At 42.6% G+C, this 17,915-nt stretch carries 17 protein-coding genes; 12 read left to right on the forward strand and 5 right to left on the reverse strand.

What is annotated here, in order from left to right; all coding sequences use genetic code 11:
• Window positions 1-201: 201 nt before the first annotated feature.
• On the reverse strand, window positions 202-333 hold the full coding sequence (locus RG47T_RS26970) for a hypothetical protein (protein WP_262493248.1): 132 nt from the start codon (window positions 331-333) through the stop codon (window positions 202-204).
• Between the two features lie 78 nt (window positions 334-411).
• Between RG47T_RS26970 and RG47T_RS09945 the strand changes: the two genes are divergently transcribed.
• The 6 genes from RG47T_RS09945 to RG47T_RS09970 are packed head-to-tail and all read left to right on the forward strand — an operon-like array spanning window position 412 to window position 6,151.
• Entirely contained in the window at window positions 412-1,098 is a 687-nt protein-coding gene (locus RG47T_RS09945; RefSeq protein WP_074489272.1) for an N-acetyltransferase, read from the forward strand.
• A gap of 7 nt (window positions 1,099-1,105) precedes the next feature.
• Window positions 1,106-2,299, forward strand: coding sequence for an argininosuccinate synthase (argG, locus tag RG47T_RS09950; RefSeq protein ID WP_074489273.1), 1,194 nt, complete (start codon window positions 1,106-1,108; stop codon window positions 2,297-2,299).
• Window positions 2,300-2,352: 53 nt separating this feature from the next.
• Entirely contained in the window at window positions 2,353-3,366 is a 1,014-nt protein-coding gene (argC, locus tag RG47T_RS09955) for an N-acetyl-gamma-glutamyl-phosphate reductase (RefSeq protein ID WP_074489274.1), read from the forward strand.
• Window positions 3,367-3,399: 33 nt separating this feature from the next.
• Window positions 3,400-4,530, forward strand: coding sequence for an aspartate aminotransferase family protein (locus tag RG47T_RS09960; RefSeq protein WP_074489275.1), 1,131 nt, complete (start codon window positions 3,400-3,402; stop codon window positions 4,528-4,530).
• A 46-nt stretch (window positions 4,531-4,576) separates the two neighbouring features.
• A complete protein-coding gene (locus RG47T_RS09965; protein WP_074489276.1) occupies window positions 4,577-5,524 on the forward strand; it encodes a Rossmann-fold NAD(P)-binding domain-containing protein in 948 nt (315 codons plus the stop codon).
• A gap of 3 nt (window positions 5,525-5,527) precedes the next feature.
• Window positions 5,528-6,151: an FMN-binding negative transcriptional regulator gene (locus RG47T_RS09970; RefSeq protein ID WP_074489277.1), complete on the forward strand. Its 624-nt coding sequence runs from the start codon at window positions 5,528-5,530 to the stop codon at window positions 6,149-6,151.
• On the opposite strand, the gene RG47T_RS09975 is transcribed toward RG47T_RS09970, so the two are convergent.
• Window positions 6,140-7,402, reverse strand: coding sequence for a cation:proton antiporter (locus tag RG47T_RS09975; RefSeq protein WP_074489278.1), 1,263 nt, complete (start codon window positions 7,400-7,402; stop codon window positions 6,140-6,142). The genes RG47T_RS09970 and RG47T_RS09975 overlap by 12 nt on opposite strands.
• A 57-nt stretch (window positions 7,403-7,459) precedes the next feature.
• Window positions 7,460-8,764, reverse strand: a complete 1,305-nt coding sequence (locus RG47T_RS09980) for an NAD(P)/FAD-dependent oxidoreductase (protein WP_074489279.1) — start codon at window positions 8,762-8,764, stop codon at window positions 7,460-7,462.
• 136 nt (window positions 8,765-8,900) lie between these two features.
• On the opposite strand from RG47T_RS09980, the gene RG47T_RS09985 reads away from it, so the two are divergent.
• The 5 genes from RG47T_RS09985 to RG47T_RS10005 all read left to right on the forward strand — a co-directional run bounded on the left by RG47T_RS09985 (window position 8,901) and on the right by RG47T_RS10005 (window position 15,950).
• Entirely contained in the window at window positions 8,901-9,860 is a 960-nt protein-coding gene (locus RG47T_RS09985; RefSeq protein ID WP_074489280.1) for an alpha/beta fold hydrolase, read from the forward strand.
• Window position 9,861: 1 nt separating this feature from the next.
• On the forward strand, window positions 9,862-10,662 hold the full coding sequence (gene argB / locus RG47T_RS09990; RefSeq protein ID WP_074489281.1) for an acetylglutamate kinase: 801 nt from the start codon (window positions 9,862-9,864) through the stop codon (window positions 10,660-10,662).
• Window position 10,663: 1 nt separating this feature from the next.
• Window positions 10,664-11,476 carry a pyrroline-5-carboxylate reductase gene (gene proC / locus RG47T_RS09995; RefSeq protein WP_074489282.1) on the forward strand — a complete coding sequence of 271 codons (813 nt, stop codon included), beginning with the start codon at window positions 10,664-10,666 and terminating at the stop codon, window positions 11,474-11,476.
• Window positions 11,477-11,581: 105 nt separating this feature from the next.
• Entirely contained in the window at window positions 11,582-12,958 is a 1,377-nt protein-coding gene (locus tag RG47T_RS10000) for an aspartate kinase (protein WP_074489283.1), read from the forward strand.
• Between the two features lie 160 nt (window positions 12,959-13,118).
• On the forward strand, window positions 13,119-15,950 hold the full coding sequence (locus RG47T_RS10005; RefSeq protein WP_074489284.1) for a S9 family peptidase: 2,832 nt from the start codon (window positions 13,119-13,121) through the stop codon (window positions 15,948-15,950).
• A gap of 75 nt (window positions 15,951-16,025) precedes the next feature.
• Here the strand turns inward: RG47T_RS10005 and RG47T_RS10010 are convergent, their stop codons facing one another.
• Both RG47T_RS10010 and gpmA read right to left on the reverse strand, forming a co-directional pair.
• The gene (locus tag RG47T_RS10010; RefSeq protein WP_074489285.1) at window positions 16,026-16,439 is read right to left on the reverse strand and encodes a hypothetical protein; all 414 of its coding nucleotides are present in this window, start codon (window positions 16,437-16,439) and stop codon (window positions 16,026-16,028) included.
• An 84-nt stretch (window positions 16,440-16,523) separates the two neighbouring features.
• Window positions 16,524-17,213, reverse strand: coding sequence for a 2,3-diphosphoglycerate-dependent phosphoglycerate mutase (gene gpmA, locus RG47T_RS10015; RefSeq protein ID WP_074489286.1), 690 nt, complete (start codon window positions 17,211-17,213; stop codon window positions 16,524-16,526).
• A gap of 94 nt (window positions 17,214-17,307) precedes the next feature.
• Between gpmA and RG47T_RS10020 the strand changes: the two genes are divergently transcribed.
• Window positions 17,308-17,913, forward strand: coding sequence for an acetate uptake transporter (locus tag RG47T_RS10020; protein WP_074489287.1), 606 nt, complete (start codon window positions 17,308-17,310; stop codon window positions 17,911-17,913).
• Window positions 17,914-17,915 lie beyond the last annotated feature (2 nt).

A 17,915-nucleotide genomic window follows, 5' to 3' on the forward strand; every position in this document is an offset into this window, starting at 1 on the left:
ACGATATAATAACATCTACAAAACATCTGACGAACTATTTTATAGTATATTTATACAATGTAGTATGTCACCTCAGCAACCTATTATTAAAGTATCGCATTTTTTACTTGCATAAGTAAAAATTAATGCAATAATTTGCACAAAAATACAAAACAGTAAAACGCCTAGAAAAATGAACGTTAAAAACTTAAATAGACCGGCTTACAGCGCAAATTTTGCTCCTGTTGCTGCTGTTTTGAGTTTAACTGATTTTGTTATTACACCGTCACGACGACGGATCTTTATTCCCCGGGTTTGAATGTAGCGCTGGATGCTATACTCATCTTTACCCATAAAGTGTAAAAACACTTTTCTCCCTAAAACAAATTTTTTACTTACGGCATAAAAGCCATCGTTTAAAGGGTTTATTCAATGACCATAAAAGATTTTGATATTATTGTAGCCTCAGAAAAGCATGTTGACTTTGCAGAGCAAATTACAACAGAAATGGCTGAGTCTGCCAAAGCACGCGGCACTGGTATAGCACAGCGTTCGCCGGAGTATGTTGCTAATAAAATGCTGGAGGGCAAAGCCGTTATCGCTTTTCATCACGATGGCACCTGGGCAGGGTTCTGCTATATAGAAACCTGGAGCCATGGCGATTTTGTGGCTAATTCTGGATTGGTGGTAAATCCAAACTTCCGTAAGGTTGGTTTGGCCAAGGCTATTAAACACGAGGTTTTTGAGTTATCGCGCCAAAAATACCCCGAGGCTAAGATATTTGGTTTAACAACAGGCTTGGCAGTGATGAAGATTAACTCAGAACTGGGTTATGAACCGGTTACCTATTCTGAACTTACCCAGGACGAAGAGTTTTGGAAAGGTTGCCGTAGCTGTGTTAACTACGACATTTTGATGAGCAAGGACCGTAAAAACTGCATGTGCACCGCCATGCTATACGACCCGGCCGATAAGCAAAAACAATCTGAAGATAAATTGAAACAGATTACGCACAAAGCTACCCTGCTGGAGCGGATCGAGAGCGCATTAAAACTGCGTTCGACTAAAATAATAACCATTGTAGGGGCATCGGCCCTTATCCACAAACTTTTTGATTAATACAACCATGAAGAAAAAAGTAGTACTTGCGTACAGCGGCGGTTTGGATACCTCTTTTTGCTGCATTTATTTAACGCAGGATTTGGGCCTCGAAGTCCACTCTGTAATTGTGAACACCGGCGGTTTTAGCGACGAAGAATTAAAAGGCGTTGAAGAACGTGCTTTTAAAATGGGCGTTACCTCGCACCACGTGGTTGACGAAACCGAAAACTTTTACAATACCTGCGTCCGCTTTTTAACTTATGGCAACGTATTAAAAAACAACACCTACCCGCTTTCTGTAAGTGCCGAGCGTGTAAGCCAGGCAACTGCAATTGCTAATTATGCCAAAGAAATTGGTGCCGAGTATGTTGCACACGGTAGTACCGGCGCAGGTAACGACCAAGTTAGGTTTGATATGATCTTTAATATCCTGATTCCGGGTGTAGAGATCATGACCCCTATTCGCGATTTAAAACTGAGCCGCGAAGAAGAGATCACTTACCTGAAAGAGCATGGTGTAGAGATGAACTTCGAGAAAGCTAAATACTCTATTAATAAAGGTATCTGGGGTACATCTGTAGGCGGTAAAGAAACCCTGACTTCTAACTTAGGTTTACCGGAAGAAGCATGGCCTACACAGGTTACCGAAAGCGAGCCTAAAAACATTGAGTTAACCTTTGAAAAAGGTGAGCTGGTTGGCATTGATGGCGAAACATACAGCCACCCATCAAAAGCAATCCAGGCCTTACAATTAATTGCACAGCCTTACGGTATCGGTCGCGATATTCACGTTGGTGATACCATCATCGGCATTAAAGGCCGCGTAGGTTTCGAGGCTGCGGCACCGATGGTAATTATCAAAGCGCACCATACCCTAGAGAAACACGTATTAACCAAATGGCAGCTTTCATGGAAAGATCAGTTATCTGCTTTCTATGGCAACTGGCTACACGAAGGCCAATTCCACGACCCAATTATGCGTGATATCGAAGCGTTTTTGACTAGTACACAAGATAAAGTAAGCGGTAAAGTATTTGTACAGTTATTCCCTTACCGTTTCCAGGTTACAGGTATTGAGTCGAACCACGATTTAATGTCGAACAAGTTTGGTACTTACGGCGAAATGAACAATTCATGGAGCGGCGAAGATGTTAAAGGATTCTCTAAGATCTTCGGTAACCAGGTAATGATCTATCATAAAGTAAACGGGGGCCAATAAAGCTCTTGTCAATTGGCTGAACTGTTTAACAGTTCAGCCATAAATTAAATACAATGTCTAAACAGAAAATTGTAAAAGCTGGAATTATTGGCGGCGCGGGTTATACCGGCGGCGAGTTATTGCGGATCCTGATTAACCACCCATCGGTAGAAATTGCTTTTATACACAGCAACAGTAACGCCGGTAACTATATCCACGAGGTACACACCGACCTCTTCGGCGAAACCGAACTGAAATTTACTGGTGAGTACAACTATAACATCGATGTATTATTTTTATGCGTTGGCCATGGTGATGCACGTAAGTTTTTAGATGCTAATCCTTTCCCGGCCAGTGTAAAAATCATCGACCTGAGTCAGGATTTTCGCCATACCGAGAAATCTACTATCGACTATCCGGGCACCGATAATTCAGCACGTCAGTTTGTATACGGCTTGCCCGAGTTAAACCGCGAAACCATTAAAACTGCAGCCAACATTGCTAACCCAGGCTGCTTTGCAACCTGCTTACAGTTGGGTTTGTTACCACTAGCTGCTAAAGGCATACTGAAAAGTGAAGTGCATATTACCGCTACCACAGGTTCTACAGGTGCAGGCCAGAGCCTTGCGCCTACGTCGCACTTTACCTGGAGAAACGATAACCTGTCTGTTTACAAGGCATTTGATCACCAGCATTTAAAGGAGATTAAACAATCGCTTACGCAATTGCAAAGTGGTTTCGATCAAGAAGTAAATTTCATTCCATACCGCGGCGATTTTACACGTGGTATCATCGCTTCAATGTACTTGAACAGTGATTTAACCGAAGAAGAAGCTGTTAAGCTTTACACAGAATATTATGCTGGTCATCCATTCACACACGTAACCACCCGTAACATCGACCTGAAACAGATTGTGAATACCAATAAATGCTTTATCCAGGTGCAAAAGAAAGGTAATAAGCTTTTCATCATCAGCATTATGGATAACCTGTTGAAAGGCGCATCTGGCCAGGCAGTACAAAACATGAATTTAATATTCGGCTTGGACGAGACCGCCGGTCTCAGACTTAAAGCCGTAGCTTTTTAATATATTTTTTAACCATTAACCTCAACGCAGGAAATGAACTTATTTGATGTTTACCCTATCAATCCGATTAACATAGAGAGAGGACTGGGCAGTTTAGTTTTTGATGATAAAGGAACTGAATATTTAGACTTATATGGCGGTCACGCTGTTATCTCTATAGGCCACACTAACCCACGATATGTAAAACGATTGGAAGATCAGTTACATCAGATCGGTTTTTACTCTAACTCTATCGAAATCCCTTTGCAAAAGCAAATGGCCGAGAAGTTGGGTGAGGTTTCTGGCAAAACAGATTACCAACTGTTTCTTTGTAACTCTGGTGCCGAGGCTAATGAGAACGCCTTGAAACTGGCTTCTTTTTACAATGGTAAAAAGAAAGTAATTGCATTTACAGGCGCTTTCCACGGCCGTACTTCATTGGCTGTGGCGGTCACCGATAACCCTAAGATTGTTGCACCAGTTAATGAAACGCCAAACGTTATCTTTTTGCCTTGGGCCGATGAGGCTGCTTTAGAGCAAGCTTTTGTTGACCATAAAGATGAAATTTCATCAGTCATAATCGAAGGTATCCAAGGTGTTGGTGGTATCCAGGTAGCTGCAGAAAGCTTCTTGCAAAAGATCCGCACCCTTTGCGATACTCACAATGCTGTGTTTATTGCCGATAGTGTACAATGTGGTTATGGCCGTACAGGTAAATTCTACTCGCACGATTTTGCCGGCGTTAATGCCGACATTTATAGCATGGCTAAAGGCATGGGCAATGGGTTCCCTATCGGGGCCATCAGCATTGCGCCCAAAATTAAACCTGCTTATGGTATATTGGGAACTACTTTCGGCGGTAACCATTTGGCTTGCGCTGCGGCATTAGCTGTATTGGAAGAGATGTCTGAATTTGACCTCATGCAAAACGCTGCCGAAGTTGGCGGATACTTAATTGAAGAGCTTAAAAAATTCAGCGAAGTTAAAGAAGTACGCGGCCGTGGTTTAATGATCGGTATTGATTTACCTGCCGAGTTAAGCAACGTTAAGAAAGACCTGCTGTTTAAGCATCATATTTTTACCGGCGAAGCCAAACCAAACGTAATTCGCTTATTGCCTGCGCTTAACTTAACCAAAGCTTATGCCGATAGGTTTTTAGAGGCATTTTCAACTTTAGTAAAATAATCAAAATATACCTCCTCCCCTTCAGGGGAGGTTGGGAGGGGCTTTTATGAAACTTTTTTCTTCTGTAAACGACGTTACTAATATCAATGAGCTTGTAGCCGAAGGCTTGAAGCTTAAACAAAATCCGTATACATTTCAGGATCTGGGTAAAAACAAAACCATTGGTTTAGTTTTCCTGAATCCAAGCTTGCGTACCCGCTTAAGCACACAAAAAGCTGCCTTAAACTTAGGCATGAACGTTATTGTGCTTAATATGGACAAAGAAGGATGGGCTTTAGAACTGCAGGACGGTGCCATTATGAACGGCGGCTCTGTTGAGCATATTAAAGAAGCTGCTGCCGTGATGGGCGAATATTGTGATATTATTGGTATCCGTTCATTCCCTGGTTTAAAAGACCGTGACGAGGATTATAGTGAATCAATCTTTAACAAGTTTGTGAAGTATTGCGGTGTGCCGGTTGTGAGTTTAGAATCTGCTACCCGCCACCCGTTGCAAAGTTTGGCAGATTTAATTACCATAGAAGAATTAAAGACTAAACCCCGCCCTAAAGTGGTTTTAACTTGGGCTCCGCACGTTAAGGCGTTGCCACAGGCGGTACCAAATTCATTTGCCGAGTGGATGTGCAAGGCTGATGTTGATTTCGTGATCGCTCATCCAAAAGGATATGAATTGAATACCGATTTTACCAATGGCGCAACGATCACTAATAATCAGGATGAGGCATTGCAGGACGCTGATTTTATTTATGTAAAAAACTGGTCGGCTTACGAGCCTTATGGCCAGGTTTTGCCGGGTAATGAAGACTGGATGCTTACATTAGATAAACTACACCCGACTAACGATGCTAAAGTTATGCATTGCTTGCCGGTTAGGCGCAATGTAGAGCTCTCAGACGAGATATTAGATAGCGATAGCTCCATAGTAATTCACGAGGCGGGCAACCGTGTATGGGCGGCGCAAGCCGTGTTAAAACAAATGTTACACAACTTGTAAACGATGTACGTACCCAAACATTTTCAGATCAGCGATCACCAGGAAGCGATTGATTTTATCGAGCGTTACAGCTTTGGTACGCTGGTTACTACCGAAAATGGTTTTCCCATTGCTACACATATTCCATTTACCATAAAGCTGCGCGGTGAAGAGTTGATCCTTAATTCACATATCGCGCTAGCTAACCCACAATCTAAAACTTTGTTAAACGACAAGGTTTTAGTAATCTTCACAGAGCCTCACGCCTACATCTCTCCTACCCATTACGAGAAAGAACTCAGCGTGCCCACTTGGAATTACCTGGCTGTACACGCTTACGGAAAAGTAGAATTGATTGAAGATGAGCAAGCCAAACTGGTGATGCTCGAAGAGATGATCCGTTTTTATAATGATACCGCTTACCTGGCCCAATGGGCTACCCTGCCCTTAGATTTTAAGCTTAAAATGGCAAAAGGCATTACTGCTTTTAATATTGTAGTTGATGATCTTCAAGGCAAAAAAAAGTTAAGCCAGAATAGAACCCTTACGGAGAAAGAAAACATCATTAAAACATTTAATGCAGGTAATAGTGATAATGAAAAAGAGATAGCTGCTTACATGGCCAAACAGCCAGAATCAGGCAGGTAATTCTTCTTCCTCTTTACTTTTATAACTTCTGCCAATGAGTTTGTTTAGCGACAAACCCTGCACAATAACAGAGAATAGTACTATAAAATAGCTTCCGGCTAAAATAATGTACCTGTATTTGTTATGTGGTAATGACAAAGCAAGTGCTATCGAAATCCCACCGCGTAAACCAGCCCAGGTTAATATGTTTACATCCTTGTATCTGATATTAAGTGATTGCTTTAAAAAAGTGAGCGGTAAGGTAATGCTGATCCACCGGGCAATCAGTATCAAAACGATAGAAACTGTTCCTGTTATCCAGTAGTTATTCAAAAATGGCAGCTCGATGATCTGCAATCCTATCATCACAAACAATATCGTATTCAGGATCTCATCTATCAGTTTCCAGAACCGTTCGAGCGATTGATGAGAGGTTTCTTTGCTATTGATGTTGATAGAGCGAATCCCTGTAAGGATCCCCGCCGATACCACCGCCAATGGGACTGACAAATGCAAGTATGTAGCGATGAGTGAAATACCCATCACCAAGGCAAGCGACAACAGTACAATAGTTTGAAAATCGGTGATCGATTTCATTAAGCGATATACAAAATACCCGCAGATTAAACCCAGCGCAATGCCGCCAAATACCTCGCGGCAAAACAAAATCACGGTTTGCATCATATCAATTTTGGTACTGTTGGTTTGGATAATTTCCAGGATGGTAATAAACAGTACTAAACCTACCCCGTCATTAAACAATGATTCGCCGGTAATAATGGTACTAAGATGTGAAGGCAATTTAGTCTTTTTAATGATAGCCGATACCGCTACAGGATCGGTTGGCGACACCACAGCACCAAATAAAAAGCAATAAATAAGCGGTACCTTAATATCAAACAACCGCATCCCGCTATAAAACAGTAACCCAAACGCTACTGTAGAAAGAATAACACCTATAGTACTTAGCAATAGCACGGGGCGCATTTCGCGTTTCAGCTTGTCAGTATCGAGGTTAAACGACCCTGCAAAAAGCAGGAAACCCAGCATAATATTTAATACGGCTTCAGAAAAGTCTATATTTTTAGCAAGCGCAGTCAGATATTTCTGGAAAACGGGATTAATGCGATCAAGAACAATAATCAGTATAGAAACGATAGTGCCGATGGTCATAACACCTATCGTAACCGGAAGTTTAATAAAGCGGGCATTAATGTAAGAATACCCTGCACTTACAATTACCAATAAGGCTATAATTACAAATAAATTCATCCTTTAATTTTAGGTGTTACACTTTATATATGCTGTAACACCTAAAATTGAATTTAGTTATTTAGAAATTGGATCAACCATCCTGGTCTTGTTATCAAAAAACCTTACTATCAATCTATTGTCACTATTTTTAGTGAAATAATTTATAGCCCAGCTAAAAAACACGATGAGTTTATTGCTGAAACCCGCCAATGAAATAATGTGTACAATAACCCACAGCACCCATGCAAAAAAGCCCTGAAACTTTATTTTGCCCAAATCTGCCACGGCCTGGTTACGGCCAACAGTTGCCAGCGTACCCCTATCCGCATATTTAAATGCCTGGGTAGGCTTACCGTTAATGAGGTTCAAAATGTTTTTAGCAAGCTGTTTACCCTGCTGTATAGCAACCTGTGCCACACCGGGATGGCCGTTAGGTGTTTCGGGAGTGGTTACAAGAGCCACATCACCAATGGCAAATACATTTTGAAAGCCCTTTATCCGGTTAATCTCGTCTGTTTGTATCCGTTGTCCGCGGGCAATAATTTCTGCGGGGATACCTTCGGGCACCTCTCCTTTTACACCTGCTGCCCAAAACACATTGCGCGATTTAATTTTTACACCATTATCAATCTGCACACAATCGCCATCATAATGCTGTACGTGTACATCATTATAAATAATTACACCTTTATCAAGCAGGTATTTTTTGGCTTTGGCCGATGCCTCCGGCGACATAGCACCAAGCAGTACAGGTTTGCCTTCGGCTATAAAAACCCGCATCCTATCAGGGGTTAGCTGTGGATAATCGGCAGTAAGCATGTGTAAACGCATTTCGGCTAAGGCACCGGCAAGTTCAACACCTGTGGCACCACCACCCACAACTACAAACGTAAGCAAAGCTTCGCTCTCCAACGGGTCATCGGTAACCAATGCCTTTTCAAGATTCTGCAATATTAAGCTACGAATGTTTAATGCCTCCGGGATATTCTTCATCGGCAAACTAAAGTGTTCTACCTCATTATTACCAAAAAAGTTGGTATTGGCACCAGTCGCAATTACCAGGTAATCATATTTAACCTCGCCTATGTCGGCTGTAATGGTATTGCTTTCGGCGTTAATCTTTTTTACTTCGGCCAAATGAAAGGTGAAGTTCTTTTGATTGTGAAACATCCGCCTGATCGGGAAACCGATAGAATCGCCATCAATTGCGCCCATGGCAACCTGGTAAAGCAAGGGCTGAAAGGTGTGGTAATTATGCTTATCCAGCATAATTACTTCAACCGGTTTACCAGACAATCTTTTAGCCACCTGGATGCCCCCAAACCCGCCGCCAACAATTACTATTCTGGGAAGCCCGGGTGTGGTTTGTGATAAATTCATATATATTGATTATACAGCTATTTTAAAAATTCAATTGACACACTTTTAACCCCTGCCACAAACTTATGTTTCATAAAAACCAATTTTATGAAATTGATTATGCATAATTAGTATTTTAGCCGCGATTTAAACGTTTATGAAAAACATTTACTTATTACTGACAGGACTACTATTAAACTTCGCCGCAATTGCACAGCAAAAAACGGTTGACAGCTGGACAGACGGCAAGTACATTAATGTAAATGGTGCCAAATTATGGGTAGTTACCGTTGGCGAAGGAGACCCAATTATATTTATAGCAGGCGGCCCCGGCGGTGCTCATCTTGGTTTAAGAAGTTTTGATAAACTGGCTGATAACCATCATCAGTTAATTTACTTTGATGCATTTGGCCGTGGTAAATCTGATACTGCTAAAGTAGTAAGTGAATACACGCTCGAACGCGATATTGAAGACATCGAAGGCCTGCGTAAAGCCCTCAAATTAGACAAAATAACCGTATTAGGCCATTCTTATGGTGGTGTAGTTGCACAAGGTTATGCCGTTAAATATGCTACCCATCTGAGCCATCTGATATTAGCCGATACCTTTCACAGCTTTGTAATGTGGCAAGAAAACGACGACAATTCTAACCACGAGATCAAAACCAATTACCCCGAAGTTTGGAAGGAGCTAAGCGAACTGCGCGAGCAAGGGGCTATATCAAGCGATGCCAAACATCAGGAAATATATGGCCGCGTACCTTATGGTTTTCTGTATGCCTACAACCCGTCTAAATTTGAAGGCGGGGGTAATAAGCCCTACCCTAACCCCATGAACAGCAAACTTTACTACCAGATGGTGGGTAAAGATGGCGACTTTATTGTTGGCAGCGATATCGGCACGTTTGATTACCGCAAGCAACTGAAAAATCTTAAAATGCCCATACTAATAATAGGTGGCCGCTACGACCGTGTGGCTGTACCCTGGATGATGGTAAAGTATAAAGAATACTGCCCGCAGGCCCAATTTGTAATGTTCGAAAAATCGGGACATAACCCACAAGTAGAAGAACCAGAAAAAGAGTTCACTGTAATTAATTCATTCTTAGCTAAATAAAATGGCTGATATAAAGCAACTCCATGTCATTAAAATTGGTGGCAACGTAATAGATAACTCAGAGAATTTATACCATTTTCTAAAAGATTTTACTGCGCTTAAAGGCCATAAAATATTAGTGCATGGTGGCGGTAAAGTGGCTACACAAATTGCCGAAACCATGGGTATAGAGTCTCAACTGGTAGATGGGCGGCGCATAACCGACATTGAAACCCTGCGTGTGGTAACTATGGTTTATGGTGGGTTAATCAATAAAAACATTGTAGCCCAGCTGCAGCGTTTCGGTACCAATGCCATTGGCTTAACCGGTGCCGATGGTAACTTTATCCGCGCGGTTAAACGCCCTGTAAAAACGATAGATTATGGTTTTGTGGGCGATCTGGACGATAAGTCAATTGATGCAGATGCTATCAGCCGTTTAATGGAAGCAGGTTTTACGCCGGCTTTTTGCGCCCTTACCCATGATGGCGAAGGCCAGATGCTGAATACAAACGCCGATACCATTGCCTCTGCCCTTGCAGTTGCTTTATCCAAGCATTACGAAACCACGCTGATCTATTGTTTCGAGAAAAAAGGGGTGCTGCAGGATATTAATGATGAGGACTCACTAATCCGCGAGATTGACCCTATCCGGTATGAGGAATTGAAAAAAGCAGAGATTATACATAGTGGCATGCTACCCAAACTGGATAATGCTTTTACAGCAATATCGTGCGGTGTAAAGGCGGTAATTATTGGTAAGGCAGATGAATTAAGTACCTTACAAAAAAACAAACCATTTGGTACACGTTTAAGCAAATAACATGGACACAAAACATATCACCGTTTTAGGCAGCGGTAACATAGGCCTGTCACTGGCCAAAGGCTTGGTAAAGGCTAACATATTTGAGCCAGAGAATATTACTTTAACACGCCGTAATGTAGCAGCGCTACAGCCTTATGCCGAGTTGGGTTATAACACCACAGCTAACAATCCAGAAGCCGTTGCTAAAGCTGATATTATTGTGCTGGCTGTTTTGCCACAGCAACTCAATAAGTTGCTAGACGAAATTAAACCGTCACTTGATCCTAAAAAGCACTTACTCATTTCCGTAATTTCCGGCGTAAACTGCCAGGATGTATGTAACCATTTGGGCTTTGATATCGAAGTGGTACGCGCTATGCCAAACACGGCAATTGCCATTGGCCAGTCAATGACCTGTTTGGCTAGCAGCAATGCATCGGCAGAGAACCTTACCCTGGTAAAATCGATGTTTGATACCGTGGGTGTAAGCATCCAGATCAATGAAGAGCTGATGACTTCGGCAACTGCACTTTGTGCTTGTGGTATAGCTTTCTTCCTGCGCTCTATCCGCGCGGCATCACAAGGCGGCACCGAAATTGGCTTCCATGCGCATGATGCCCTTAAAATGGCTGCTCAAACGGCCAAAGGCGCTGCCGACTTGTTATTGCAGCTATCATCACACCCTGAGCAGGAAATTGATAAGGTTACATCGCCAAAAGGCTGTACCATTGCCGGCTTAAATGAGATGGAGCACAACGGCTTTAGCTCGGCTATGATTAAGGGGATTAAAATGTCGGCAGAAAAGGCCGGCGTATTATATAAGAACGACTAAATGTGTTGTCTGTTGTGAGTTGTCTGTTGTCAGTAAGTCTCACAGCAGACAACTGATAACTATAAAAAGCTGACAACAGATAACCGACAACTGACAACTATTTCAATGTTAACTGTAGAAAAAATTGGGGGCACATCCATGACTGCCCTGCAAGATGTAATTGACAACATCATTGTATTTAACCGTAAAGATGAGCAGCTATACAACCGCATATTTGTGGTGTCTGCTTTCTCTGGCGTTACAAATTTATTGCTTGAAGATAAAAAAACAGGCAAACCGGGTGTTTACCATAAGCTGGCTAATTTTCAAAATTTCCATCAGCCACTAAAAACACTGGTTACCCGTTTAAAAGAAATTAACAAAAGTTATGCTGGCCTGGGTTTAAACGTACCCGTGGCCGATCAGTATATCGAGAACCACATTAAAAAAGCCGCAGGGTATTTGGATAACTTATCTAACATTCTGGCTTCGGGTTATGTAAACAAAGACGGTATTTTATTGGCCGCGCGAGAAATCCTGGCCTCTATTGGTGAAAGTCATTCGGCTTATAATTTTACCAATATCCTGCAAAACATGGGCATCAATGCCACCCTGGTTGATCTGAGCGGCTTTGACGACCATCATTCCTATACCATCGATCAGCGGATTAAAAAGTCGGTTAAGGATATTGATTTTGAGAAAACCATCTGTATTGTAACCGGCTATGCCAAAGGCACCGAAGGTATTATGCGCGAATTTGACCGTGGTTACTCTGAGGTTACCTTCAGTAAAATTGCAGTTGCGGTAAAGCCGGAAGAAGCCATCATTCACAAAGAATACCATTTATGTACCGCCGACCCGGTTTTGGTTGGGATAGATAACTGCTCGCCTATTGGGTTCACCAATTACGATGTAGCCGATCAGTTAGCTGATATCGGTATGGAAGCCATTCACCCGAAAGCATCAAAACCACTGGAGATCAATGGCATTAATCTGCGGATTAAAAATACTTTCGAGCCGGAGCATCCGGGTACCCTAATCACCCAGGATTATATTTCTCCGCACAAGCGGGTAGAGGTAATTAGCGGAACTAAGAAAGTAATGATGATTGATGTTTACGACCCGCTGATGGTGGGCAACGTGGGTTCGGATTTACAGATCATGCAGTTGTTTTACAAACACGGGGTAAGTTACAGCTTTAAGGCAACCAGCGCCAACAGTATCTCTATTGTGATCTGGGAAAAAGATTTCAGCAAAAAACTGATCCAGGAACTGGAAGACGAGTTTGAAAAAGTTACCGTTGAACACATGGCCATGGTGTGCCTTATCGGTTCTAATATGGATCAACCCGGGTTATTAGCAAAATCAGCGCACGCATTTGCCGAAAATGGTATCAATATTAAAAGCTGCGGCTTTGCACTGCGCAAAGTGAACATCCAGTTTTTGGTAGCGCGAGATGATTTTGATAAAGCAATACTAGCGTTAAATAAAGCGATGGCTTGAGTTGAGGCGAAAGGAAAAAGGTGAAAAGCAAAAGGGTTTCCTACTTTCACCTTTTCCCTTTCACTTTTAACCTCCCTTAATGTAACTTTTTAATCACTTACTACAAACGAGTTCAATTTTTAAGATATTTAATCTCTTAATTGATAATTGAACTTGATTTATGCGTAAATTCTTACTGCTTACGCTTGGTATTGCGGCAGCCTATGGTGCCAATGCCCAGCAAGCATCCAAAAAACCGATTGATCATTCTGTGTATGATGGCTGGCAAAGCGTAGCCAACGAACGGATCAGTAATGATGGCAAATGGGCTACCTACGTGGTTAAACCTCAGCAAGGCGATGCCAACCTAACCATTACCGATGTCAAAAATAAGGCTCCGTTTAAAGTTCAGCGGGCCGATACAGTTCGCTTTACCGGCGATTCTAAATATGCGGTATTCCTGATCCGCCCGTTCTATAAAGATATCCGCCAGGCTAAAATTAAAAAGAAAAAGCCCGAAGACATGCCTAAAGATACTTTAGGCTACATAGCCCTGGGCGGTAAAACGGTGACCAAAGTACCTGCTGTACGATCATTCAAAATGGCAGAGTCAGCGCCTGTTATTGCCTACCTTGCCCCTGCCGATACCGTTAAAAAACCAGCGGCGGGCGATACTTCTAAAAAAGCCATCGCGACAACTATTGCACCGCCAACCAAAGACGGAGGTAACTTAACCGTGTTACAATTACCAAACGGCAAGCAACGTACTTTTAAATTTGTAACTGAGTACCAGCTAGCTAAAAATGGCAAACTATTAGCTTTCTCTGTTACTGCACCAAAAAAATCTAAAGACGTAAAATCGGCTTTTTATGTATATGATATAGACAAGGATGAGCTGAAAGACATTAGCAATGGCCGTGGTACTTACAAAAACATCGCTTTTGATGAAACAGGGAAACAACTGGCCTTTACAGCCGAGAAGAACCCAGAAAAAGCACAGGTTAAACCTTTTAAACTTTACTATTACGCCATAGGTATTGATAGCGCTAAAGTTATTGCTGCACCTGCCTCTGAAGGTATGCCTGCTAAATGGGCGGTGAGCGGCGACGGTCGTGTTTATTTCAGCAAAAGCGGAGCTAAATTATTCTTCGGTACGGCGCCTATTCCTAAAGCAGCCGATACTACCATTGTTGATTTCGAGGTGGCTAAGCTGGATATCTGGAATTATAAAGACGATTACCTGCAACCGCAACAGCTTAAAAATTTGCAGCGCGAATTACGCCGTAATTACCTCGCGGTAATTGCACCTGCAGAAAGTAATAAACTAATTCAACTGGCAGACTTGGGTATACAGGATGTTGCAGTAGCTGCTAATAACGATGCTAAGTATGTATTAGGTATAACCGATACCGGTACCCGTATCCAATCGCAATGGGAAGGCGGAGGCCGCTTTAGTGCCTGGCTAATTAATACCCAAACTGGTGAGCGCAAACAGATCAGCGAGCGTTCTAAAGGTCGATACCAGCTTTCTCCGGGAGGTAACTATGTAGTTTGGTTTGATCCTAAGGCTCAAAACTGGTTTAGCTATAGTATTGCAACCGGTAAAAAAACCAACCTTACCGCTACTACTGGCACCAAACTGGGCGAAGAAGATAACGACGTGCCGGACGACCCCAATGCTTATGGATTAGCAGGCTGGACCACCGCCGACAAAGCTGTATTAATTTACGATCGTTACGATATCTGGAGCATAGACCCGGCAACAGGCGCTGCTACCAACTTTACCAACGGCGTAGGCCGCAAAAATAAACTGATCTTCCGCAGCGGTGTACCGCTGGAACGAGGATTCAGCGCAGCAAGTGAGGAGGAGAAAGCAATCCCGGTTAACAAACCTTACTGGATGCTGGTACAAAACGATGAAACCAAACAATGGGGCTTCTATAAAAAATCATTCGGCACAACCGCTGCTCCGCAAGAAATTGTAATAGCTCCGTTTGCTTACAGCACCTTGCAAAAAGCAAAAAACAGTGATGTATTTATTTACACCAAACAAAGCTATGTACAATCGCCGGATCTGTATGTGTCTGACAATTTGAAGAAAGAAACCCGATTAAGCAATATTAATCCGCAGCAGGCCCAATATAACTGGGGTACTGCCGAGTTGGTTCATTGGACCACGCCTAAAGGTTACCATTCAGACGGGATACTGTACAAACCAGAAAACTTCGATCCGAACAAAAAATACCCGATGCTCGTTTATTTCTACGAGAAATTAAGCGATGGTTTATATGGATATATCCCGGCAGCACCAACACCATCACGCTTGCCTATCTCTTACTTTGTAAGTAATGGCTACCTGGTGTTCGCGCCGGATATCAGTTACGAAACCGGCCATCCGGGCGCATCTGCAGTTGAGTTTATTAACTCTGGTGTTGAGGCCTTAAAGAAAAACGCATGGGTTGATGGTGCACATATTGGTATCCAGGGCCAAAGCTGGGGTGGCTATCAGGTGGCTTACTTAATTACCCAAACCAACATGTATGCTGCTGCATGGGCAGGTGCCCCTGTTGCCAACATGACTTCGGCCTATGGTGGTATCCGTTGGGAAAGTGGTGTAAGCCGCGAGTTTCAATACGAAAAAACTCAAAGCCGTATCGGTACAGATTTGTGGAGCAATCCGCAATTGTATATCGAAAACTCGCCGCTATTTCAGTTACCTAAAGTGCAAACCCCTGTAGTAATCATGTCTAACGATGCCGACGGTGCTGTTCCATGGTACCAGGGTATCGAGATGTTTACTGCACTGCGCCGTCTGGGTAAACCAGTTTGGTTATTAGAGTATAATGGCGAAGCCCACAACCTGGTATTACGCCAAAATCGCAAAGATATTTCTATCCGCGAAGCACAGTATTTTGATCACTTTTTGAAAGGCGCACCAATGCCGGCTTGGTTAGAAAAAGGCGTACCTGCCGTAGATAAGGGCAAAGACTGGGGATTTACTTTGGATAAATAACAGACAAAGATTAAAGACTGATAGAACAAATAATTTGTATATCAGCAAAAGGGTTCGATTGTATCGAACCCTTTTTTATTGCCGTTTAAGCTTATAGGTATAAAATACGTAATTGATTTGCTTTACAATCAGCAAACTATCGCCTTTGGTGCTGTAATTGTAAGTGCCATTTAAAACAAGGTTGGCATCAAAATTTGCAGTGTGTACGGTGGTATCTCTAAAGGTTATCTCATCATTTTTTGTCAAAAATGAACCCTGCCCTCCTGCCGGCATATAGTCCGGATTGGCTGTCGATTGATAATTACTTCCCGAAAATTTAACGGTAACACTGTGCAGCGACTCAACTATACTATTTGTTAAAGGATTATTCCTGGTGCTAAACTGGCCGCTATAAGTACCATTTAACTTTAATGATTTAAGTTCACTTTTTTTGCAGCTCCCTAATAACACAACTGCGGCTGTTAAAGCTAATAATTTATGTACCCTCATCCTATTATTTGTAATAGGGTTACGGGTACAAAGGTGCTTTTGCTACAGGGTATTTATTGTTTTACTATCTGTGGGCTCACAATATTATTTCAAGTAATAATGCCTGATCTGGTTTATCCTATCATCCAGTTCATATACCCAGGGTGTAGCGGTTGGGATATCCAGGTTGGAGACCTCCTCGTCCGTTAAGTTGTCAATATACTGCACCAATGCACGCAGACTGTTACCATGCGCGCAGATAATCACTTTTTGATTTTGCCTTAGCGCGGGTACAATGCTTTCGTGCCAGAAAGGTAAGGCACGGTTCATGGTTTCGCTCAGGTTTTCGGTGAGCGGGAGTTCCCGATAAGTTAAATCATTGTAGCGCAGATAATGGCCGGGGAAGCGTTCATCCTCCTCGGTAATTGCAGGTGGGTGCTCAAGCGGATCCCGGCGCCATTTATGCACCTGCTCCTCGCCATATTTTTCTATGGTTTCTGCTTTATTAAGGCCCTGTAATGCACCGTAAAAGCGCTCATTAAGCCGCCACGATTTTCCTACCGGGATCCAAAGCATATCCAGTTCATCCAAAGCAATATGCATGGTTTTAATGGCACGTTTTAATACAGATGTAAAGCCTATATCAAATGTAAATCCATTTTCTTTGAGTAGCTGTCCGGCTCTTTTGGCCTGGGCAAAACCTTCTTCAGACAGGTCTACATCTGTCCAGCCTGTAAAACGGTTTTCTTTGTTCCATACACTCTCCCCGTGTCGTAGTAATACCAGTTTCTGCATAACTCAAATAACGGCAATTACACGCATCAGTTTTTCATTGTTGGTAATTGTTTACAAATCAGCTACATTGCGTTAACCAATTTTTAAAACCTTTATGAGCTTTATCCCAACTACACCAGTTACGGTAAAAGATAGCGATGGCATTGCTAACCCAGCCCCGCTTGGCCTCTGCGCCTTTGGCATGACCACCGTTTTACTCAACATCCACAATGCCGGCTTTTTTGAAATGAATACCATGATACTTGCCATGGGCATATTTTATGGCGGGCTGGCGCAGGTTATTGCCGGCATAATTGAGGCGAAAAAGAACAATACCTTCGGCCTTACTGCCTTTACCTCGTACGGTTTCTTTTGGCTTTCATTAGTAGGCCTGTTGGTAATGCCCAAACTGGGCTGGGCGGCCCCTGCTTCAGAAACCGCAATGATTGCCTATTTAAGCATGTGGGGGTTATTTACCTTTTGCCTGTTTTTTGGTACGCTGAGGCTAAACAGGGCTTTGCAATTTGTATTTGCATCATTAACCATACTGTTTTTTTTACTGGTAGCGGGCGATGCAACGGGCAACGTAACCATAAAACACTTGGCCGGATATGAGGGCATCATTTGCGGGCTATCTGCTATTTATACAGGCATAGCAAATTTATTAAATGAGGTTTATGGAAAATCTATTTTACCCATAGGTACAGTTGCCGCAAAATAAAA

This window comes from Mucilaginibacter polytrichastri (genome assembly GCF_001911425.1).
In the GTDB taxonomy this organism is placed as follows: domain Bacteria; phylum Bacteroidota; class Bacteroidia; order Sphingobacteriales; family Sphingobacteriaceae; genus Mucilaginibacter; species Mucilaginibacter polytrichastri.